The organism is Paenibacillus rhizophilus (assembly GCF_003854965.1).
Classification (GTDB): Bacteria; Bacillota; Bacilli; order Paenibacillales; family Paenibacillaceae; genus Paenibacillus_AQ; species Paenibacillus_AQ rhizophilus.
Genome location: NZ_RQPI01000012.1, coordinates 1 through 22,634 on the forward strand (window position 1 = coordinate 1; position 22,634 = coordinate 22,634).

A 22,634-nucleotide genomic window follows, 5' to 3' on the forward strand; every position below is an offset into this window, starting at 1 on the left:
GTATTAGGCACGCCGCCAGCGTTCGTCCTGAGCCAGGATCAAACTCTCCAATAAAGTATTGAAAGAGCGATTCGCTCATTTTGAAACATCTGACGAGAATTTGCATTCTCTTCATTTTGGAACTCGCTAAAGCGAATTCCCACTCACTCGTTGTTCAGTTTTCAAAGATCAAACTATTCATATCGATCAACTCGGTAAAAGCGACCGGAATAACAATGTACCACATTCAAATCATATCTTGCAAGTGAAAGTTTCTTCCAGCTTGCTCGCCGTTACGCTGTTTTGCGCCCGGAATAAGAATATACCATGATTGAATCACTTCTTGCAAGTGAAAGTTTCTTCCAACTCGCTCTCCGCGACGCTGCTTGCGACCGGAATAGTAATATACCATGGCTTTATAACTAAAAACAAGATGGAATTTTCACCAATCCAAGTTCCTAGATAACAAGTGAAAATGATTGGTTATAGTCTTAAATAAAATGCCAACCTTACTTGGGTCAAACTAGAAATGGACAATAGAGTCTTTGATTAGTAAAACGAACTTACCAAGTAAATAAGTAAGTTCGTTTATTGTCGGGGCGATAGCTTTCGATGGCCTTGATAAACCCGATCGTTCCGATGGAGATCAGATCCTCCATATCTTCTCCATTGTTATCGTTTCAATCGCCAAATGATTGAATGAATACGGAAGATATAAATGCACCCGGCCATGAAAACCAATGCCTTGATTCAACATCCCCCGTATGCTCGTTTACCGCTTCTGGAAAAAGTCCGTCCCACTGGACGATCTCCGCCAATTTGCGCTGAACCTGTTGCTCACGCCTGACGTCTCCGATCAGCAAGCTGTACAGAAGCTCCTGCCCGTCTCCGAGCGGCCATGGATGAGGTGTATGTACGGAACCGAGTCCGCCAAATTTCCCGTCGTAAAAGCCCCCCTTATTCTCCTTCGAAAAAGCAAACTCTATCGTATTCATCCATCTCGGGTCATTCGAATTACAAAATCCCCAGATAGGAGCATAAACCGTTGGAAGATCGTTCGCATCATGGTAAAGCTGAAAGCTTCCCTTCAAATCGGAAAGATAAGCAAACAGTTCCCTGTCTCCGTGCGGCGCAACAAAACAATCCAGGGTATCGCGTTTAACCGACCGGGCCATTTCCAACAGCTCAAGGCTAGTAAAAGAAAAGGTTTCATTCAGCTTCGCCAAAGATGTCAGCGTATGCCATACCAACACCTGGCTTGAAAAATGATAAGGGTACGTGACTTCATCATCCGCCGGCGTTTCCCCGGTTTGAAAGAGCCATCGTTCCATATCCTTATATTCCATGATCATATTAAGTATTTCGTTAACCTTGGGCAGAATTCTTGCAACCGCTTGGTGATCCTCAAATCTGTCGTAATATTCGCAAAGCTCAAGCAGGGGGTAACACTGCTGATCCAACTGAAACACATTGTCCTTGCAGAACCCGTTGGTGAGATAGGCCCGGCCCCAGTAGCCGCTGGGTCGGACGGCTTTTTCGAACATCCATAATAAATGACCCTTGACGGTTCGCTGCACCTGACTTTTGAATACGGGTACATAGGATGCCTCATATATAAAGTGTGCGTGCCGCTCCGAATCCAGCAGCAGCCGCATCATATAGTAAGAATCCCGGTTCCAGGACAAAGGCAGGAGTTGATGATCGGTAATGATGCACACTATATCTTCGCCCACCGGGATGGAGCAGCACGTCAGAATGTAATCGATATTCCTCTGAACAATGAACTTTTCCTCCCGAGAAGGACCCTCCCGGTGTAATATCGGCGCTTCTTTCAAGGCCTTCTTTTTCCAAACTTGCAGCTCGTCAAAGCTGAAATCCGTTTCTCCCTCTTCCACGGAAATCCGGCAGACCATCATCAGTTCGCGGCTTTCACCAGGTTTCAGATGGATTTCTGTTTCATGCATATATTTTACCGGCCGGTTCGTTGACATCTCCATCGGCGGCAATATCAGCGGATCTTTCCCGTCAAAGAAATCAAGACGCGCTTGCGCCGGCAAGCTCAAATTGGTTACCGTCAGGCGGTTGTTCATTACCTCAACTGCAAGATCCGTTGGCGGAATCGGGATCGGTCCGCCTTCCGTCAATTGTCCGTAGCTGCACCGGTGAAGGCTGAGGGTGCCGCCAACTGCCAATGGAACGGACTCCGGTTTGTCGCCGCAGTTGGTGACCGTTAACTGCTCAATAATGCCGCTCTGCCCGTCTTGTTGAAAAGGGATAAATACCGCATCGATTTCAATGTTTTGCCTTTGGAACCGGATGAGCGGGAAATGATTCAGGGCCAAAAAAAACTCTTGCTTCCACTCCGGCCCCTTCGGTTGTATCCCGAATCCGGCGGCGCCCTCAGATGTATGTCCCTGATCTATTAAACGTCTGCGATATAGACGAACGTATTCACTGTCGTACCATTTATCGTTTGGAAATGGTTCTGCCGGTTCCAGTGTGATAAATCCGTGTCGCGGATGGACGTGATTAACCGAACGGATGCAACCGTCCTCTCCGATGCTCGCGGACAGCTGCCCGCATCCCACATCGAGAGGCTTGCGGCTTTGTGAATCAGGTAAACGCATTAACTCAAGAGATGAAGTAGACAAAGGAATTCCTCCATTTTACCGCATTCAATTATGCCTGCTGTGCCAATGTTCCGTACAACTCCGGTCTTCTGCTGCGCAAGCTCATTTCCTGCTTCCGCTCTCTTGCAATTTCCCCTAGATCAATCTTGGCGGACACTACCTCCTCCTTATCGCCGGCTTCGCAGATCACGTCACCGCGGGGATTGACGATCTTGCTGTTTCCGCAATAGACAAAATCTGCTTCCGAGCCTACCCGGTTAACGGCTACCGTGAAGATTTGATTGTCTTGGGCACGGGCTCTCGTCCGCAAATCCAGCAGGTATTCGAAGTTTTTTGGGATGACAGAAGGGATAAAGATAACCTGGGCTCCCTTCAAGGCCAACACCCGGAACATTTCTCCGAATGCATGATCATAGCAGATGGCAATTCCTGTTTTTACCCCGCAAATCTCAAATACGGGAAAATCCGAACCGCTGCGGAAATATTGATGCTCTGTCGGATACAGATGCGCTTTTCGATACTTCCCGATATATTCACCCTTTTCATTGATGACAAAAGTTGTATCATAAAGCACGCCTTCCAGGTTCTCGTCCTTTTCCACGATCGTTCCGATAACGGCTGTCCCATAGCTTCTCGCTTTTTTCGCCAACCGTTCGACGGTCGGACCCGGGATCGTTTCCGCCAACTCATAGAAAGCATCTCCGATCAAATCGAAATTGTAGCCGGTCGTAAAAAGCTCCGGGTAACAAATAACGTCCGCTTTGCCCCCTGTCTGTTCCAATAAGGCTTCCGCTATTTGCAGATTATATTCCTTGTCCATAATTTTGCTGTCCATCTGTCCAATCGCGATTGTCAGCTCCGTCATATTCATTCCTCCGTCATTTTCACAATTTCACAATTAGCCTTTAACGCCTCCGGCTGTAAGCCCCTGAACGAAGAAGCGCTGAAGCAGAGCAAAGATCAGTAAGGTTGGTATGGTGCCGAGAGCGGCTGCGGCGAACAGGACACCGTAGTTGGTTCCCATGATCGGATCGCCGACAAACTTATACAGCATAACGCTGAATGGAAACTTGTCCTCATTAAACAGCATCGTTAACGGCAGGATAAAGTCGATCCAGGTCTGCATAAACGTAAACATGGCAGCAGCCCCGATGCCAGGCAGAGCCAGCGGCAGTGCAACGCGATAGAGGGAGGCGATTTTCGAGCTGCCGTCCACCATCGAAGATTCGATTAATTCGTTCGGAATGGACTGAAAAAAACCTTTCAAAATCCAAATGTTAAGGGGCAGCGTTCTTGCGGTATATATGAGAATCAAGCCGGTGTAAGTATTCACCAGATGCATTCGCTGCAAAATATCGAATAAAGGGACAATCGCCGCCATACCCGGAATCAGTTGGGTAGCCAGGATGGCCAGTAAAAGAATGGTCTTTCCTTTAAATTCGTATTTCGCGAGTGCGTATGCAGCCGGAAAGCTCAATGTGACGCTTAGAGCCAGTGTACCTACGGCTAGAATCAGGCTGTTGATTAATCCATTATCGATACCCGCTTCAAATAACGCTTTTGTATAGTTGCCGAATTCCCATTTGTCCGGCCAGATCGTCGGAGGAAACAGGTACAGTTCATCGGCCGGCTTGACGGACATGATGAACATCCAAAGAACAGGAAAGGCAATGGCGATAGCCGCGGCGCTCATCAAGATATAGATTCCGAGTGATTTCTTTCGGTTCGTCATCTTTTTACGCTCCTTCCTTCAACGTGTTCAAGCCGAACAACCGGATATATACGAAAGTAATCAGGATATTGACAACAAAGATTATGGTTGAAATGGTTGCGCCCAGCCCGAGGTCCATGAATTGGAACGCGCTGCGCCACATAAACATTCCGATCACATCCGTACTTCCGAGCGGTCCACCCGCCGTAAGCACAAAAATGATTCCGAAGGAATTGATGGTGTACAAGGTAATCATGATCATGTTCAAAAGCGACACATAGCGTATGGAAGGAAGCGTGATGTGAACAAATTTGCCCCAGGATGTGCAGCCGTCCACTTCCGCCGCTTCATAAAGTTCTTTGGGAATGCCCTGCATGGCGGATTCCAGCATCAGCAGGGAGAAGGTGCTTCCCCACCAGACATTCGCGACAATAACGGCGGGAAGCGCGAAGTCAAAGAGCCAGTTCTGCGGATCAGCACCAAGCAGAGTGGCGAAATAATTGATAATCCCGAACTCGGTATCCAGCATCTGCAGCCAGATTAGCGAAACAACCAATTCGGAAAGCGTATAAGGTAGAATAAACGCCGTCCGGAAAAATCTCTTTCCCTTGACACCTTGGGCAGAGAGCAGGGCAGCCAGCGCAAGCCCTACGAGAAATTGCAGCGCGACCGAACCGGCTACATAGATGACGGAGACCTTCAAGGCATTGATAAATTCTCCGTTTGAAAACAGCTGCGAATAATGATCCAGCCCTACAAACGTTTCCCCCGGATTCAAAAGCTGCTTATCGTATAAGCTGAGCCGAAATGCGTTGATGACCGGAAACAAAGCGAAAAGTCCCATCACCGCAAGCGCGGGAAGCATGAGCAAGAAGGGGATGGATTTGGCCCATTTCTTACTGAATCTGGATCTGGTTGAACCGGTATTATCCCGGATCGCTGTGATCAGTGATTGTCCCACATATGCCACCACCTTTTTAAAAGAATAGGGGATGGAAGCATCCCCCCTTACTGTAAGTTATTACTGAGGAAGTCCTGTAACATCGCTGATCGCTTTTGCCGCTTCCGTTACCGCCTGATCAACAGGTGTTTTGCCGGATACCGTGCTCTCGATCATTTTCTGGATTTGTTCCGATACCTTGGCATACTCCGGAATGACCGGACGGACATTGGCGTCATACAGGAAGTTACCCGTTTCAGCGAGGAACCAGTCCTTTTCTTTGTCCAAACCTTCGGTTACCGAAATGCGAGGAGAGTTTTGCGCCGTGTCCACTACGAACTCCTTCATCAGTTCAGGGCCGGTTACAATTTTCAAAATTTCCATAGCGAGTTCCGGCTGCTTTGCCTTTTCATAGATGACATAGTCCATTCCGCCCGCAGATGTCGCGACTTTCCCGCTGCCCCCGGCCGGAATAGGCACGAAACCAAGCTTTTCTTTCATTTCGGCATCGCTCCAGCCGGTCGTGTTCTTGATCATCGCATATTCGTAGCTGCCCCCTACGGACAAAGCTACTTTGCCTGTTGCCAGCAATTTCGTGGCCCGATCCCATTCATAGGCAATCACTTCCTTGGTCGACGCCTTTTCATTCACAAGATCAGCCAGGAATTGGACCGCTGCCTTCGACTCCGGACTGTTTAATACGACCTTCCCATCCTTGAAGACATCCGCGCCGCTTGACCAAAAGAAAGGCATCAGCAGACTTGTCGTCGTTTCTCCGGCTTTCAGACCTCCTGGAAACGCGATGCCTTGAGAGTTCCCGTATTTGGCCTGGACATCCTTCTGGGAAAAATGTTTGGATGCAGACATCAACTCTTCAAAAGTCTTCGGCGGCTGAATGCCCTCCTGGCTGAACCAATCCTTGCGGAACCAGATTAAGGCCATATCCGTTTGGGAACGGATTGCATAAGGTTTTCCTTCATAGGAGTCACCGTTGACGAATACAGGATAGAAGTCTTTCTTAAAATCATTCTCAACCCATTCGGGATCTATCGAATCGAGTGGTTTAAGATACCCGGCGTCCGCAAACTCCGCAACCCATACCGAGTCGATCAGGGAGAAGTCGGGAGCTTGTCCGGCTGCGGCTGCGGTTGTAATTTTTTGGCGCAATTGCGGGTAGCCCAAGACAAGCTGATTGAGCTTCACCTGCTTATCGGGATGTTCATCGTTCCAGATTTTCACCGCTTTTTCCACGTAAGGAGCCCAGCGGTCCTGGTTAATGACGGTTAATTCAGTCGGTTCTGCGGAAGTTGCTGCTGTACTATCTCCCCCTTGATTATTCTGGGAAGTGCCGGAACCGGAGCTTTTGCCTCCACATCCCGCCAAGATAGTCATAACTGCCATTACGAAAACCAGCGCCAATACTTTCATTTTTTGCATGGTAATCTCTCCTCCTCATATTTGCCGGTATATTTTTCTAAAACGTTTTCCGAAAAAAGGCAAAGCTATCAGATTTTCTTTACCGCATCACTCCCTTTGTTTCTCAAAAGAATTGGCTCTGTTCCATCTGCTCTCTTATATTTGAACGAATAAAAAACGGAGATTCAGCGAGAAAGCTCCTTATTCGGTCCAACCATTCCCTAAAACGTTTTAGATAAAAATTGAAACGAAGGCGTCAGCCCCCTCGTTTCGTGCCGCTGCTTTCTCTGATCACCAGTCTGGCTGGAATCGTGGCATGACGGGTAATTCCGTCTTGGCTATCGATCAGCTGAAGAAGCATTTTTGCCGCTGTTTCTCCCATTGTAAAACGCTGTTGGTGGACGGTTGTTAATGGGGGCTGATAGTCTTTGGATTCGTCTATATCATCAAAACCTATGACAGCAATATCTTCAGGAACCTTGAAACCTAAATCCTTCAAAGCATCAATGATTCCGAAAGCCATCATATCGCTGGATGAGAATACGGCTGTAACCCCGCCAGGCTTTGAGAAGAAACGTTTCGTTAACTGATAGGCTTTTTCCCTGGAGAACTCCCCATATAAAATCAAATCGTTATTTACTTCAAGCCCATGCTTACTCAGCGCCTGCTTGTAACCTTCGATCCGGTCGTATGATGCCTTGGCGACCTGGTCTCCAGCCATCTTCAAAATTCTCGTGTGACCCAGTTGAATCAGATGTTCCACCGCGTGGAATGAGGCATTGACATTTTCCGTTTCAACGAAATTAACATTGTTGTATTGATAGGAAACACTGTCTATATAAACTGTCGGCAGACTCTCATGCAGTTCCCGGATGTTCTCATCCGTACGCTGGTCGCCGGTGAGAATCAGGATGACACCATCGACACCTTTCTCGTAGCATATGGTCTTATAGCTGGATGTATTTCGCTTCTGATTGGCAAAGATGAGAATATCGTAACCCTCCGCACCGGCCACATCTTTTATCGAACGGATCAGCTCACTGAAGAACGGATTGTCGAATCCCGAGTTTTGCCTGTCTCCGAAAAAGATTCCAATCGTATTCGATTTCTTCGTAATGAGTCCCCGGGCCATTACATTGGGCAAATAATCCATATCTTTGGCAACATTGAGGATCATTTCCCTCGTCTTGCTCTTTACATCCGAATATCCGTTCAATGCTTTGGAGACGGTGGATACTGAAACTCCGGCCGCTTTGGCTATATCCCTTATGTTAACTATAATAACGCACCCCACATTTCTAAAACGTTTTCGATAATTTTTATATTTTTATAATACATTCATAACAAAGTACTTGCAATGTTTTTTTTATTTTAATGTCATTATATTTAACATCAGTCCGGATATCGCATTTCCATTATGCATCTGGAGAACAGCGAAAAAAACAGCCTGCCAATGACAAGCTGTACTTTCCTCTCCCTCCGCTTCGCCTTTAGAACTTATGATACAGCTTCATCAGCGCCGCTTCTCAATCCGTGATACGAAGCTGCTGCTCAGACTAACGTTTGGTTTGCTGCAGGAAATAAACGGTTTTGTCATACTCTCTTTGTAAATAAGCTACCACATCATCCAAGGAAATATTCCTGTATCTGCCTTTATCAACAAAGCGGTAAAAGCTATGAGGAAAAGCTAAGTCGAAATACATTAGGTCTAATTGGTCATCATTCAAAGGATTTTCCCGGAGATAAGAATTCAGTAAACGATTAAACCAGACAGGGTCCCAACCTTTTCGCCGGTTCATTATTCCTTGCAGAAAACGGGCTATATCTTTGGAGGGATAGTCATAACGGATGAATTCAAAGTCGATAACATAGAGACTTGCTCCCACCGTCAGGATATTGTCGCTATGAAAGTCGCCGTGACACAAAAAATGCTTTTGAAGAGGAGCATCGATCCAGCTTTTAAAAAAGGGATGCCGCTCAAGCCGTCCAACCAACTCCTGCCCAGCTTCCAGAAAGAAATCCATATAGGACAGGATTATCTTTTTTTTGGAGGCTCTAGAGTTGTGATACCAGCTTGCCCAATGCTTCAAAGAGGAAAGTTCCCTTAGATAAGTACGCGGCCACAGCCTTTCCTCAGAAGTGTATGGCCCATGTTTCGGAAGGAAGCCTAGCGAAGAGGAATGCATTTTGCCAAGAAGGGCTGCCCTGCGGGTCACGGCTTCTGATGTTGTTGGAGGAAACGGAGCACCCCGCAATTTTTCTTGCAGGACATAACGATCCCCCTCCCATAGAAAATAAGGCGTGCCTGTGAGAGTAGGAAAGATCTCCGGTATATGAATTCCCTGCTGCCGCAGGAAGTGTTCGGCTTCCAAAATAAACTCAAGGCGCTTTTCACTGGTAAAAATACTTTTCAGAACATATTCACCCTGTGGTGACTTTATAGCCAGGACCAGCGTTCGCCCCGTTTTATGAAGAATTTCAGATTCGTAGAATGCTATCCCATATTGTGCTGAAGCAGCTTGCAGCAGCTGGTGAAACATAAAGAATCACCTCGTCTGGCCAAAAATGAAAGTCCGTATTGCGAATGTCTTGCAAGTAGAAACGGCCTCTTCCGGGATGGAAGAGACCGGCTAAGGATATTAGTAGTGACCGTCGGAAGAAGAATTGGAGCTGGAATCCGAGTCGGAGTCGGAGTCAGAATCACAAGGGCAATGAGTATCGCACAATACCCACTCGGCGTAGCGTACATGAGTTTGTTCATCTGTACCTAATACACCGGAGTTTGTGTAATAGGTTTGATACAAGGCGGTCATCTCTGCAGGAATCGCTGTTACGAACGGACCACCCAGGTTACCCGAAAAACCAACTACGCTGGAAATTTCCAGCAGTCCGCAGATGGGCTGGCAGCTGTCTTTACAGATTTCAAAATCGCCTGTTGCCGTCAACCGGATAACAGAATCAAACAATTCATAGTTGTCGAACGTTTTTTCAATGCGCAGGCATGTCATCGGATCAACCTTGAACGTACCGAGATGAAAATCCGTTTCATTTACCTCGAATGTTTGTACCGAATTATTGACATAGCCACCTCCGGCACACGGTGAAGGCGAGCTGTTAGGAGAAGGACAGAGGCCAAGTGTTATTGTCGCTTGAAGCTTTTTGTTCGTCGGATTTTTCAGAGTTATTATCAGTTTATCATTAGGAACAATAATGTTAATGGGCGGTACATAAATAGGACCTGTAGTTATAGTGACGTGTTTCTGATCTTTGTGATCCATTTGCATCTTTTAGAAGCACTCCTTTAATAATATATTCGGATGCCTTAATCATCCTGATACTATTAAATGTTCGAAACTAGAAAAGGTAAGGGCAGACATTCTAGTGAATTACCATATTTTCAAGCATTCTTCCAAAATCAATTGTCGTCTTCCTGCCGCCAGATCGGAAAGTAATCCCTTAATTCATCCAAAGCACCCCTAACGAGGCTCCTCCTGCACAGTAAAAAATCAATCAACCCAGTCACATCTTCCCGGGAGATATTCCATTGTTTGGGGAGCCCTTTTACCGCTTGAATAACGACTTTCTCGCTGACCTTTTCGACTAACGAGACATAATGGCCAAACGGGTCCGGGCTGTCGATATAGGGAACGAACATTTCATATATTGGCCCCCAGAACACATCCATTCTATCACTGTCATCCATGAATTCTTCTTGATCCCAGTACGGGCCGAAAAAAGCATCCGAGTGATCAATCATTTGAATTTTGCGTTGGTCCGGTACATATAATAGATTCGATCCGGCAACATGCCGGTCCCAGTTATTGATCCAGTGATCAAAAACTATCATCCCGGCCGCATGGTGCAGATTTTTGCATAATGCCAAATTGACTTCCCCCAGCAAGGTCGTCCCTTGTTCGAAATATAAACTGCCAAGGTGAAGGCCTGCAGGGATATCCATGCTTTTTAAAACAGGGAACATATCCACAAGATCCCTTGTTATCTGGATAATGCGATAGGGTGCAATCGGCAATCCAAGCCATTTCCCCAGACGATAAGCAATCAGCTCGTTGGCCAATATACCAGAACCGGAACGATTATTAATGAATTTGACAACATAGGTTTGACCGTCCTCGCATTTGAACAGATGCGGGAGTGTCCATCCATCATCCATTGGTCTAATGTATTGCACAGCCAGGATGCTCATCGGTCCTCAACCTCTTATTCGTAAGGTCCATTCCACTCCCAGCTGTTGTGGTCGTCCCTGACGTAGTATTGATACTTGCCATCTTTACATGCAATGGCTGTCAATTGCTTCTCGTTGTTCTCAACTAAGATTACATCGTCATACTGCTCCGTACCGAATACTTCCGCGCCAAACCAAGGGTGCATCGGATCATCGTTGTTTCTCCACCAATGGCCAAGGCCCCCCTCCTTCAGCGGGGCAACTACTTCGAAATTACCGTAGCTGCTTTCCAGAAAAGCAGGCATTCCCGTAACCCCTTCCGCAAATTGTTCGGATTGAAACCATTCACCGCTATGCTCATCTCTCCAAAAATGTATAAGTCTGTCATCGCTTCGGCATACCGCTTCAAGATTGCCGAATTTGCCCTCAAGCGCTGTTAATCCCTCAATCTTTTCACTTCCGAATGCATAGGGCCCAAACAAGACATCTTTCGTTCTGCCTGATTGATTTTCCCTCCAGTAGAGCAGCCCTTCATCTTCTGAGGCGGCCAGCCACTCTATTTTTGCGCCGTTATATCTGCTTCTACGAATGAGATAAGGCATCTCGCCGAGATACTCTTCCATAAATCGTTCTTGATAGTCGGGACTGAGCTGGATTTTCCGTTTCATGGCCTCCCGGATAAAGCTTCTTGCTTCATCCTTAAGTTTCCGATAGACCGGATGAATGAGGAAGCTCTCGGGTTGAGAATTCACAAGGCTGACCACCTCATCGAGCGGAAAGTGCGGCCGGTAACGAACGGTTGATGCAACGTTTTCGGGGTAAGCATGCAATGGATAGCCCAGCCGTTCAACCATCGTAACATAGACAATCTCATCTACTCCGAAGGACCTTGTATCATGGAGATTACTTTTTAACAATTCATACTGGTCATCATGTAAAAAACGAAGGACTAATTTCCTGCTGTATACCTGCCCTACGTTGAATGACTCCCAATAAGGTTCGTTTCCTAACAAGGGGATCCATTGGTCGATTTCCTGCCTAAGTTGTACTAAGCAATAAAAATCATCATCCGGTATTTTCGTACCGACGCCCATGTAATCCTTGTCTTTCATTTCATTAAGAATGTATTGCTCAAAGCCTTCTCTGGCAAACAAAACATCAGAATCCAGATTGATCAGTACATCATAGGAATAATCAATGTCCTCGAGCCATTCCATCACTTCAAGCATATATATTGCGGTTACCCCGTAATCTAATTTTCTGCTGGTCGGGCATACCGGATATCCAAGACCTTTACATAATTCCGGATCATCTCCACCGTTATATAAGACGACAGAACTGTTAGGACAGTAACAACGAATGTTGTCTAATAAATCGAAGACAACTTCTCTTCGGTTATGCACCAATATGGCAAAACAGATTTTACTCAGTGTATGGTCTGTGTACTCTGAATACGATGAATATTCCGTATATTCAGTGTAGTCACTGCTTTCTGTCACATTAAATCACCTTCCTTATGTTGTGCCGCTGTTATTGTATTGCTAATCACGAATTTTGATTGGGTAGGTACATATCTCCACATACATTTTAAAGAAAATGTACGGTTATCCCTTTCAACTGTATTCTTTAGATCATATGGTGAAAGGACATGATTATTGGAATGGAGGGGCTTGATGATGTCGCTTGCACGAATTGACCGGCTTGTAAGCATCGTGATCCCGTGCTTTAACGCAGAATCTTACATTGAGGACTGTCTGGATCATTTATACGGGCAAACCTACCCAAACATAGAAATCATCATTGTGGATGATGCATCAACGGATAGATCTGCCGATCGTACCTTGTTGTGGCAGGCCCGCCGGCGATTCCCCCGCTTCACTCTGCTTCAGCTGCCTCGAAATGTAGGTTTCTCCGGCTCTCTGACAACAGGGCTGTTTATGGCAAGCGGAGAATATATCGCCATTCACGATGCGGATGACTACTCCCATCCCGAAAGGATTCGTAAGCAGGTCGAGTTTCTGATGAACCACCCGCAGATCGATCTGGTCGGCACGAACTATATGGCTTTTGAAGATAGCGACATGTTAAAACTAACCCCGTCGAGTTGGCTAAGTTATGGTGAGGACATTCCCAGGAGATATGCGATAGGCGAGCATTGCGTTTCACATCCGACCATTTTGTTTCGAGGCAGTGTATTCGATCGCTTGGGAGGACTTTCCCGGAACATGAATGGAGCCGAGGATTATGAGTTTATTGCCAAGTGCGTTACTAATGGCATCCGGATCGAAAACCTGCGGGAGACCCTGTATTACTATCGCTCTCATCCGGCCCAGCGTTCCCATGAATTTTATTCAGAATAAGGAGCTGAATCAGATTGAAAAAAAAGGCAGAGATTCGCAGCAAAAAACGCACGGTTAAGAAACGCATATACACTCAAAAGCCGATTGTACAATACGTCGTGAACGCCCAACCGCCCAAGCAAGTGGTCTGGTTGAATAAAGAAGAATCGAATCGCAGCATGGAAACGCGATATTCAGTTAGTGACCTGCGCGTTTTAATGGTGCTGGACCAATTTAATATCGGCGGAACCGAAACGCACGTTCTGACATGCGTACGGGAATTGCTTAGAAACGGTGTTCACGTCGTTGTAGCCGGGAAACGCGGAGAAATGTGTGATGCATTCGCCGCATTGGGCTGTCCCGTATATGAGATTAACTTCGTCACGAACGAACATAGAATCAATGATGCCGATGAGCAGAAAATTATCTCCCAATTAAAACAAATCATGAATACGGAAGGAATTACAGCCGTTCATATTCATCAAATCCCTTCCGGTTCCTTTGCTGCAAAAGCCGCGGATCAATTGTGCATCCCCCGTTTATGGACGCTCCACATGCTGCTTCCTTTTACAATTGATGAAATCGAGCTGATCAGAAGCAGCGCGGCGGTCGTCTGCGTGAGCCCTTCCATAGTGAAACAACTGCCTGTCAAAGGAATGCCTGTCCAATTGATTCCTAACGGAATTGATACCGTACAGTTCAATTACCGCTCCCTTATACAGAGTGACTTGCGCGAAGAACTGGGAATTCCAAAGGGCGCGCCCGTTATTATGTACGCCGGCAGATTGTCTTGGGAAAAAGCGGATATTTGCAGAGACATCATTGAAGCATGCAGACAGTTAAAGGCCGAAAACTACCCTAACCTAAACATCCTCGTGACCGGCGAAGGGCGGCATAGTGAGGGTATTAAATCGCTGGTTGATATAATTCACAAAGAAACGAAAGGAAAATTCATACATTTGCTGGGGAATACGCTCAATATGTCTTCCTATTATTCCATCTGCGATGTCTTTGTCGGCACCGGGAGAGCCGCTCTTGAGGCTCTGGCCTGCTGTCGTCCTGTGGTCGCTGTTGGTGTGAAGGGTTTTGTTGGACTCGTTCATCCAGGAAATTACCGGTCCGCCTGGGAGACATGGTTCGGTGACCATCATGCCGATGAAGCCTGGACAGTAGAGAAGCTAAAAGCGGATATTAAGCAAGCGCTGGATATGCCGGTTCAAGAAAAGATGGAAACAGGCTGGGTAAATCGAAATCTGGTAAAGGAGCAATTTAACTTCACCCGTACTACAGATATGTTGATGAATTTATATGCAAACATTCTAAAAAGCCGTTATGCCCCCTATGAGGTGGAATAATGTCATCCCATTCGGAAGCAGATAAGCTTATGGTGGTCGCTCATCCTGACGATGAAAGCATATTCGGAGGCGGAGCCTTAATCCAGGAGTCAGGCTGGAAAGTCATTTGCTTAACCAACGGAGGCAACGAGACTCGTTCCCGTGAATTCCATAATGCGATGAATTCCGTTAACGCGGATTTTGAAATTTGGGATTTTCCGGATGAATACGATGGAGAGTTTGATGAAGACCAAGTGAAAGACGCTTTAAGAGACCTGCTGGATTCCGGCCAATTCCATAAAGTTGTTACTCATAATCTGCAAGGGGAATACGGCCATAGACAGCACCGGTCGTTATCCCGTATTTTGCACAGCATGAAATTGGATCACTTATATATATTCGAAACTGAGGATGATCCGCTTCCATTTCATATTTTGCAAAAGAAGCTCCAATTATTGCAGCACTATAAAAGCCAAATGTTTGTAATCGAACAACTGATGCCATTCATCGTGAATGAGGGATTGATTTGGGTTGACCCGTGGGAATCTTAAGCATTCATATACGATTTTCAAGCAGAGGTGATTTACGGTGATCATTGTTCAGGTGGCTCCGAACATCATTCCTCTTCCCGGCAGCGGAGGTCTCGAAAGGGTCGTTTACAATTTATCGGATGCGCTTGTGGATATGGGACATGAGGTCTATGTGTATGCCCTCGCAGGGAGCCGAAGCCGTGCTGTCGTTATTCCGTATGGACACCGGTATGAGACGGACAGCATCAAGGATTTCGTTCTTGATACGATTCCGGACAATACGGATATCATACACGACCATACGCATGATCTCCTGTTTGGACAGGAAGACCTAAACATTCCGACGGTCGCTACGATTCACACGGAATGGTCGCTTCATGTCCCGGTAAAGCATCCCGTATATGTGAGCCGTACGAAGCTTAAACAGTCTCCTAACCGGCATAAAGGATATTATGTACACAATGGAATCGACCTAAACGAGTATAAATATAGTAAGCACAAAGAGGATTATTTGCTGTTTCTGGGACGGATCGATTGGGAAAAAGGCGTGCATACTGCGATTGATGTGGCCGAAATGACAGGTATAAGAACGATCATAGCAGGTCCCGCCTGGGATGGAGATCTGTTTAATCAGATCCTTCCGCGAATTAACAACAGTCCCAACATCGAATATGTCAGTGAAGTTCACGGAAAAGAAAAACAAGATTTACTGCGGCATGCCAAATGGCTCATGTTTCCGACTGCTTGCGAAGAGCAATTTGGATTGGTGATGATTGAAGCGATGGCCTGCGGAACGCCTGTGGCCGCATTCCCTAGAGGGGCTGTCCCGGAAGTATTGTCCGGGTTTCCGCAATTCTTGTGCGAAAGCGCGGAGGATATGGCGAAGATGGTTATGGGCGATGCATCCGTCCATCCGGAGCAGCTTCGTCAGTATGTCGCTGACCGATTTACGAAAGAAAAGATGGCTGAACGTTACTTGAAAGTATACGAGAAGGTTATTGGGCATGATCATTACCTGTAAAGCAGACAGCTAAAAACAATGGTACTTGCGGCCGTTTCCCGGAACTTGACCGGGGAACGGGTGTATTTTCGAATGCTTTTTTTATATTCATCGCCACGTATAAAGTCGCTGCCCTTCAGAATCAGACTCTGTCAGGGCAACGACAATGCATCCCCCCTGCCCCGTATCACTGCTATAGCCGCATTACCTCTTTGCCTTATAAAACTCATGATACAGCTTCATCAGCGCCCGCTTCTCAATCCGCGATACATAGCTGCGGCTGATGCCCAGCTCTTTGGCGATCTCCCGCTGCGTCCGCTCTTCCCCTCCAGTATCCAGGCCAAAGCGGCCCACAACCACTTCTTTTTCCCGGTCATCCAAGATGGAAGAATGATGACCTCTTATTTGGTAAGCTCTGAATATAATTCGGGTCTTCGATCCCGAAAGACCGGTTCTTGCTTTCTCTCTTTGAAAATAAGGGAAGTATCAATCTGTCCGATTAGAACTTCCTCCTGATCGCCCGCTTCTGCCACAACTTCGCCTTGCGGGTTCACAATTTTACTTTTCCCGCAATAAACAATTTTGTTCTCCATCCCCACCCTATTGACCGCCACTGTAAATATTTGATTGTCCTGGGCCCGGGCGCTGGTGCGAAGATCCAGCAAATATTCATAGTTTTTCGGTATGACCGAAGGAATGAATATAATTTCGGCTCCTTTAAGCGCCAGAATCCGGAAAGCTTCTTCGAAAGCGTGGTCATAACAAATTACTACGCCCACTTTCGTACCGAACAGCTCAAACACAGGAAAGTCAGCGCCGTTTCGAAAATATTGATGTTCCGACGGATAGAGATGAACCTTACGATATTTCCCAATATATTCGCCCTTCTCATTGATGACAAAAGCGGTATCGTACAAAACACCGCTTTGCAGTTCATCCCGTTCTACGATATTCCCGATGATCGCCGTCCCGTAATGCTTGGCTTTGGCAGCCAGCCGTTCTACTGTCGGACCGGGGATCGTCTCCGCCAAGGAATAGAATTCGTCTTGAATCAGGTCGAAATTATATCCTGTCGTAAACAGCTCCGGAAAACAAATAATATCTGTTTCTTGACCGATTTGATCTATATAACGCTCCGCTTTTAAAATATTGCTTTCAATATCCTTAATCACGGAATCCATTTGTACAAGCCCAACGTTTAATAGTTTCATCTATTTTCCCTCCGTGGTTACAACAGATCTAACTGCGAGTTTACTTAAGCTTGATTCCCAAAGTCGTAATTTGCGCGGGACCCACATCGAGGGAATCCTTGCCTATATGAGCTAGGGGCCCAATGGTTTCTTCGAGCACATTGCTTACATACAACTCTTTGATGGACGTGTTGAGTTCAACAGCAAGCGTCGATTCCTCAAGCCTCATATTGTACCATCGCAGGATTACATCATCCGTCTGATTGTTGATCTTCATAGTTGAAAAAGCGAGGCCTTCCCCGTTCCATTCTACAAATCCAAAGTCAGCCGGTAGCTTACCTGTATGAATTCCGGTTTGCCGCTCAGTCCACGGAATTTGGAACTGATAGGCTTCCGCAAAGGCCCCGGATTGCACACCATGATACGGATGAGGAATCATTTCAAATTCAACCGTCTGCTCGCCCAAACATTGCGCTTCCGGTGTTGGGAATACGCCCCAATCTCCCAGTTCACCCACGGAGCGTAATAAGGTTACAGCAATCGTATTGCGCCCATCTCTTAAAATCTCATATTCATTTAAACCCAGGTTGGCTATGGTCAGGCCTGCCCGTTCGTCACTCACATCGACAAATGCTTGCTGATGCTGGCAGTTGCTTGGATTTTCCCATTCCGGGGCTGGCTCGATATTTCTTTGAACCACCTCAAAGATTGAATCCACCGAGCATACGGTTGTGTTCAAATCAACAGGAAACAATACACGCAAGCGATGATCCGTTGCCTTGTTGTCAAAAGTCGTTTTTACCTTTATTCCTTTTCCGCCCTTTTCCAGGCTGATACGGGTAGTGAGCCTCATTGGCACAGTTTCCAGGACACGCTGTGCCTTCCGGTCTTTAAACAGAACCATTTGGTTCATCTCGGATTGCAGCAGTTCATTAGCGCCTTGTGGAATTTGCAGCTCATGGATGATTTCAAAGGAAGCGCGGTAGGGTGTATCCTCAACAAGCTTAATCTCAGCCTTAAGGCCTTCCGTTGTGATGGCGATCTCCCCATCGGGCTGTTTAAAAACATACTCGTTACCGATATCCCCTACATCCTCATAAATTAGAAGATCCGTAAACGTATGCCCGCTTTGTTTTTCCATGACCGATAACCGGCCATCCGCGGATATGGCAACCTTTAAACAATCGTTTTCCATTTCCCGTTCGCCAACGACCAGTGAAGGATTCTCATTAGATTCCGAAACAACCTCTGCAAGGCCAGGATTCTTGATCCACGCATACGTCTTAAATCCAAGGGCAGGTACATCCTGCGCCTCAAAGGTAAGCTTATGTTTACGGGCCATATAAGGCTGCCGGAAACGGTCTTCCGGAAGGTCATAGCCAAATTGCGGACCCAGGTCCTCCATAGTAAAGGACACTTTGCTGCCTCGACTATCCATCAATATCCAGTCGTGATAGCTCTCCTTCTGCAGTTCCTGCGCTGCAAGCGCAGGGACTTGCCCGTCAATGGATATCCGCCCGACTTCCAAAACAACGGATAGGACTCCCGTACGTTTCCAACCGCTCGTATTGAACACCGTGAAAGGCACCGCTTCTGAGGAAAATTCGGCAAACATAGCGGTATCGATATGCTGAGTGATCGCTTTCAGGCTTTCGTCTACAATTTCTTCCGTGACATAGAGACTTTTATCAAACCGGGTGATCATTTCCCGGTGAACCTCATCTATACTGCATCCGCAAATACTATCATGAGGATGATTCTGCATTAATGTCTTCCACGCATAAGTGAACAAGTGATGGGGATAGGCCTGACCGAGAATATGGGCGAATGCAGCCAGCGGCTCAGCCACCTTTTCCAGCATGGCCTGACCGGTCTGGTTCTTTTGTTTGATATACACCCTGGCCGAAGCGGTATTGACCAAAGTAAACCATCCGTCCGTATGCTGGCTGCGCAGTTCACCCTTTACTACAGATAAATCATCGGGCAAAGCCGGTTTGACCTGCTCTATATAATGCTCAAAGCTGGAATGGACAAATTGAACGTCGGGCATCTTCCTTCTTGCAACCGCCAGCGCAGCCGATAAGTCGGTTTGGACAGGCTGATGGTCGCAGCCGTTCATAAACAGTAAATGAGGGGTTGAAGCATACCGGGCTGCATCCTCAATCTTCTTCTCCCAATACAGCTTTGACTGTTCCTCATCTGCCGGTATTTCCATTCCATTGTGGTACCAGTTTGCGAACAGTATGCCAAGCACGAAGGACCCGTCCGGAGACTGCCAAATCATTTCCGAATAGGGCGATTCAAAATGGTTGGTTTTATCCGCTACAGCATTATTAAACCCTGTCGGTTTTACCCCCCTGCCAAACACAGCGGTATCGATTCCGGCCTGCCGCAGGATTTGTGCGGCTTGTCCCATATTTCCGAAGGAGTCCGGAAAATATCCAAGCTTGGATACAGCGCCTTCATACTGCCGCGCATCTTGAAATCCAATGAGCAGATTCCGGATGTTGGCTTCACTGCTCGTTAAAAATTCATCCTGCAATATATACCATGGACCAATAATCAGTCTGCCTTCCTTAATGTAATGCACCAGCTTGTCCCGCATCTCCGGACGAACCTGTAAATAGTCCTCAAGAATAATCGTTTGCCCGTCTATATGAAAACTATGGAAATCAGCATCATGATCCAACAGCTCCAATAATGTATCCATTAACCGGACGAGGCGTACATGATGTTTTTCATAAGGCAAATACCATTCGCGATCCCAATGGGTATGAGAAATAATATGGCAAACTAATGGATTGTTCACGGTCTCACCACTCCCAGTAAGTAAGAATCCGGCGCCGAATCATTCGCCTCCACGCCGGATTCGATGAATGCTCCGCTATTTTGCAAAAGGATTTGATTTGTCCTGCTGAAGCTTGTTGCGCTCATCCTGAACCTGTTGGCCGCCGCTCTTGTAATAGTTCGCTACATAATTGTCGAAGGTTTGTCCCGGATCCGCTTTGCCGTCCACAATGGCTTTCGTCAGGCCTTCCTGCACGAGCGCAGCCAGCTTGGCACCATATTGTTCATTCGCAGGGCTTGCAATAGGTCTTCTATAATCGGCGGCATACTTGTTCGTTTTGGATTTTTCCAGGTACAGATTATATACGGTTTTCAAATGCTCAAACTGATCCTTGTGATCCACAAATTTCGACTCAAGTTTTTGCAGGGAATCCACTTCCTCCTGCGGAATCACTTCGCGCAGAACTTCAAGAGAAGCATAATCGTCAGGCAGCTTGTCCGTTGAAATCAACGTTTTCACGCCGTCTTTTTCGGTATAAGTCTTGTCCAGTACACCGTACTTCATCAGGTCGAGGCCATCTGTCAGCTGCCACTCCAAATATTTGAAGATGGCATCCACATTTTTCGCTTTACTGCTGATCGAGAATCCGCGGTCATGCGGAGGAATTAATCTGGCTCCGCCCTCGTAGCCGTTAGGTCCTTTAAGCGGCGGAAGTACAGCGACTCCCTTGACATTAGGGCTGTCCACCAGGCGGATATACTCATTCTTCGTGCCGGAAGTTACGCCTACATTGCCTGCGATGAATTTATCGATGCCCGGCTTCTTGTCGACCAGCCAATCGGGATCAAGCAGCCCTTGAACTCTTAAATCATGCAGATAAGTAAGACCCGTTTTTAGATTGGGATGAATAAAGGCATCGACCAGTGTGTTCGGATCTTCCTCCGAGGGAACAAACCCGTACATATTCGCCCCAAAGTTGGTCATAAAGGAATTCAGGAACCAAATGTTCTGGTCTCCGGGAGAAAAGGCGATGGTATCCTTCTTGCCGTTTCCGTCAGGGTCCTTGTCGCGGAAAGCTTCCAGCATTTTTGTGAATTCATCAACGGTTGCCGGTTCTTTAATGGCCAGTTTGTCCGCCCAATCCTTGCGGTAATATGTGAGTTGCGGCTCTTGTCCAATGTACCACGGCAGATGATAAATCTTGCCGTCCTTCGGACTCTTGAGCAGATTCCAGACATCGTCCGAGACCATTTCTTTCACTTTAGGGTATTTTGCAAGATAATCGTCCAGTGGCAGGAATGCGCCCTGCTCGACATAGCTGTTATACTGAGGCCAGTCGGGTCCGAAGTTATGAATAATATCCGGCAAATCCCCGCCGGCCATCAGCACATTCAGCTTGTTGTCATATTCTTGGGCGGGAATAAATTGATATTCAAGTTTAACATTAGCCTTTTCTTCGATTAATTTTTCAATCGCTGTATCCGGGGCATAGCGCTGCCCGCCGTTCAAATGCTTCAAGATCGTAATGGTTACCGGCTCCGAGCTGCCGGCAGCATCTGCTGCCGTGTCTGCACCGCTGTTTGCGCCATTATTGCCCGAAGAACATCCGCCGAGAACAATTACAAGTGCCGTCAATAACAAAGACCCTTTTTTCCAAAAGCTGCTTTTCATCCTTATCCCTCCTGATTATCTGCTTTGTATCTCGCTTGAAGTGCTATCCTTTCACAGCTCCCAATACCATTCCCTTAACGAAATAGCGTTGTAAAAAAGGATAAACAACCAAAACGGGCAAGGCGGCAAAAATAATTGAAGCTGCTTGAATATTTGCGGGTTCGACCGCTTGGCCGGCAGTGGATAAGGTATTCAAAGCGGCTACGTTGCTCATGTTGTTATCAAATACGATCGTTCGCAGCAGCACCTGCAACGGCCATTTCGATGAATCCGAAAGATAGAGAACCCCCAGAAAAAACTCATTCCAGTGGTATACACCATAAAACAGCCCTATAGTAGCAATCGCCGGTTTGGAGATTGGAATAAGGATTCGGAATAATACCGTCCATTCGCTGCAGCCGTCTATTTTGGCCGCTTCCTCCAAACTGCCGGGCAAACCCATAATGAAGTTACGCATCAAAATCAGGTTGAACGCGGAAACCGCGCCGGTGAGGATTAAAGCCCAGAGCGAGTTCAGCAAACCCATATTTTTGATTAATAAATAGCTCGGAATCATCCCCGCGTTGAACATCATCGGAATCACAATGTAGACCATGAACCCTTTGTACCCCGGAAGCTCCGGTTTGGATAGCGCGTAAGCTCCGGCAATCGTTAGGATTAGATTCAATAAGGTTCCAACAATCGTAATGAATGCCGTGATATAAAAGCTTTTGACCAAAGCATTCGTAGAAAACAAATATTTGTAGGCTTGAAACGTAATCTCCTTGGGCCACAGCAGTAGATTGCTCTTATGCACCTCGCTGGCCGAAGTCAATGAAAGATTAAAGACGTGAAGGATAGGCAGTATGGTGGCCACACAGGCAAACGCTAAGATGGAATAAATGATGAAATCGGCAAAACGGTTCTTTTGTTCAACCATGGTC

At 46.7% G+C, this 22,634-nt stretch carries 18 protein-coding genes and 2 pseudogenes; 4 read left to right on the plus strand and 16 right to left on the minus strand.

Features of this window, described 5'->3' with window-relative positions; genetic code table 11:
* Positions 1-545: 545 nt before the first annotated feature.
* The 11 genes and pseudogenes from EH198_RS17840 to EH198_RS17890 form a co-directional block, all read right to left on the minus strand.
* Positions 546-656: pseudogene (locus EH198_RS17840) on the minus strand (sigma factor); the annotation flags it as partial.
* Between the two features lie 3 nt (positions 657-659).
* A complete protein-coding gene (locus EH198_RS17845; RefSeq protein WP_148091512.1) occupies positions 660-2,606 on the minus strand; it encodes a glycoside hydrolase family 125 protein in 1,947 nt (648 codons plus the stop codon).
* Between the two features lie 52 nt (positions 2,607-2,658).
* On the minus strand, positions 2,659-3,474 hold the full coding sequence (locus EH198_RS17850; protein ID WP_185702952.1) for a carbon-nitrogen hydrolase family protein: 816 nt from the start codon (positions 3,472-3,474) through the stop codon (positions 2,659-2,661).
* 33 nt (positions 3,475-3,507) lie between these two features.
* Positions 3,508-4,341, minus strand: coding sequence for a carbohydrate ABC transporter permease (locus EH198_RS17855; protein WP_124696887.1), 834 nt, complete (start codon positions 4,339-4,341; stop codon positions 3,508-3,510).
* A gap of 4 nt (positions 4,342-4,345) precedes the next feature.
* Positions 4,346-5,281: a carbohydrate ABC transporter permease gene (locus EH198_RS17860; RefSeq protein ID WP_124696888.1), complete on the minus strand. Its 936-nt coding sequence runs from the start codon at positions 5,279-5,281 to the stop codon at positions 4,346-4,348.
* A gap of 60 nt (positions 5,282-5,341) precedes the next feature.
* Positions 5,342-6,697 (minus strand): extracellular solute-binding protein, encoded by a 1,356-nt coding sequence (locus EH198_RS17865; RefSeq protein WP_124696889.1) that lies wholly within the window; start codon positions 6,695-6,697, stop codon positions 5,342-5,344.
* Between the two features lie 235 nt (positions 6,698-6,932).
* Positions 6,933-7,970: a LacI family DNA-binding transcriptional regulator gene (locus EH198_RS17870; protein WP_124696890.1), complete on the minus strand. Its 1,038-nt coding sequence runs from the start codon at positions 7,968-7,970 to the stop codon at positions 6,933-6,935.
* A gap of 262 nt (positions 7,971-8,232) precedes the next feature.
* Positions 8,233-9,216: a CotS family spore coat protein gene (locus EH198_RS17875; RefSeq protein WP_124696891.1), complete on the minus strand. Its 984-nt coding sequence runs from the start codon at positions 9,214-9,216 to the stop codon at positions 8,233-8,235.
* A 99-nt stretch (positions 9,217-9,315) separates the two neighbouring features.
* Positions 9,316-9,954 carry a hypothetical protein gene (locus EH198_RS17880; protein WP_148091513.1) on the minus strand — a complete coding sequence of 213 codons (639 nt, stop codon included), beginning with the start codon at positions 9,952-9,954 and terminating at the stop codon, positions 9,316-9,318.
* Between the two features lie 137 nt (positions 9,955-10,091).
* A complete protein-coding gene (locus EH198_RS17885) occupies positions 10,092-10,880 on the minus strand; it encodes a HipA family kinase (RefSeq protein WP_124696893.1) in 789 nt (262 codons plus the stop codon).
* A gap of 14 nt (positions 10,881-10,894) precedes the next feature.
* Positions 10,895-12,088, minus strand: a complete 1,194-nt coding sequence (locus EH198_RS17890; RefSeq protein ID WP_185702953.1) for a hypothetical protein — start codon at positions 12,086-12,088, stop codon at positions 10,895-10,897.
* 447 nt (positions 12,089-12,535) lie between these two features.
* Between EH198_RS17890 and EH198_RS17895 the strand changes: the two genes are divergently transcribed.
* From EH198_RS17895 to EH198_RS17910, 4 genes are read left to right on the plus strand one after another with little or no spacing between them, the layout of a single operon-like run.
* The gene (locus tag EH198_RS17895; RefSeq protein WP_124696895.1) at positions 12,536-13,219 is read left to right on the plus strand and encodes a glycosyltransferase family 2 protein; all 684 of its coding nucleotides are present in this window, start codon (positions 12,536-12,538) and stop codon (positions 13,217-13,219) included.
* A gap of 14 nt (positions 13,220-13,233) precedes the next feature.
* Positions 13,234-14,553: a glycosyltransferase gene (locus EH198_RS17900; protein ID WP_124696896.1), complete on the plus strand. Its 1,320-nt coding sequence runs from the start codon at positions 13,234-13,236 to the stop codon at positions 14,551-14,553.
* The gene (locus tag EH198_RS17905; protein ID WP_124696897.1) at positions 14,553-15,083 is read left to right on the plus strand and encodes a PIG-L deacetylase family protein; all 531 of its coding nucleotides are present in this window, start codon (positions 14,553-14,555) and stop codon (positions 15,081-15,083) included. Before EH198_RS17900 ends, EH198_RS17905 begins: the two co-directional genes overlap by 1 nt.
* Positions 15,084-15,120: 37 nt before the next feature.
* Positions 15,121-16,083 (plus strand): glycosyltransferase, encoded by a 963-nt coding sequence (locus EH198_RS17910; RefSeq protein ID WP_124696898.1) that lies wholly within the window; start codon positions 15,121-15,123, stop codon positions 16,081-16,083.
* A 183-nt stretch (positions 16,084-16,266) separates the two neighbouring features.
* Here the strand turns inward: EH198_RS17910 and EH198_RS17915 are convergent.
* From EH198_RS17915 to EH198_RS17935, 5 genes and pseudogenes are all read right to left on the minus strand, one after another.
* Positions 16,267-16,446, minus strand: a pseudogene (locus EH198_RS17915) (sigma factor-like helix-turn-helix DNA-binding protein); the annotation flags it as partial.
* Positions 16,447-16,463: 17 nt separating this feature from the next.
* Positions 16,464-17,273, minus strand: coding sequence for a carbon-nitrogen hydrolase family protein (locus EH198_RS17920; protein ID WP_124696899.1), 810 nt, complete (start codon positions 17,271-17,273; stop codon positions 16,464-16,466).
* 40 nt (positions 17,274-17,313) lie between these two features.
* Positions 17,314-20,061, minus strand: coding sequence for an alpha-mannosidase (locus EH198_RS17925; protein ID WP_246014407.1), 2,748 nt, complete (start codon positions 20,059-20,061; stop codon positions 17,314-17,316).
* A gap of 75 nt (positions 20,062-20,136) precedes the next feature.
* Positions 20,137-21,711, minus strand: a complete 1,575-nt coding sequence (locus EH198_RS17930) for an extracellular solute-binding protein (RefSeq protein ID WP_124696900.1) — start codon at positions 21,709-21,711, stop codon at positions 20,137-20,139.
* A 43-nt stretch (positions 21,712-21,754) separates the two neighbouring features.
* Positions 21,755-22,630, minus strand: coding sequence for a carbohydrate ABC transporter permease (locus tag EH198_RS17935; RefSeq protein WP_124696901.1), 876 nt, complete (start codon positions 22,628-22,630; stop codon positions 21,755-21,757).
* Positions 22,631-22,634 lie beyond the last annotated feature (4 nt).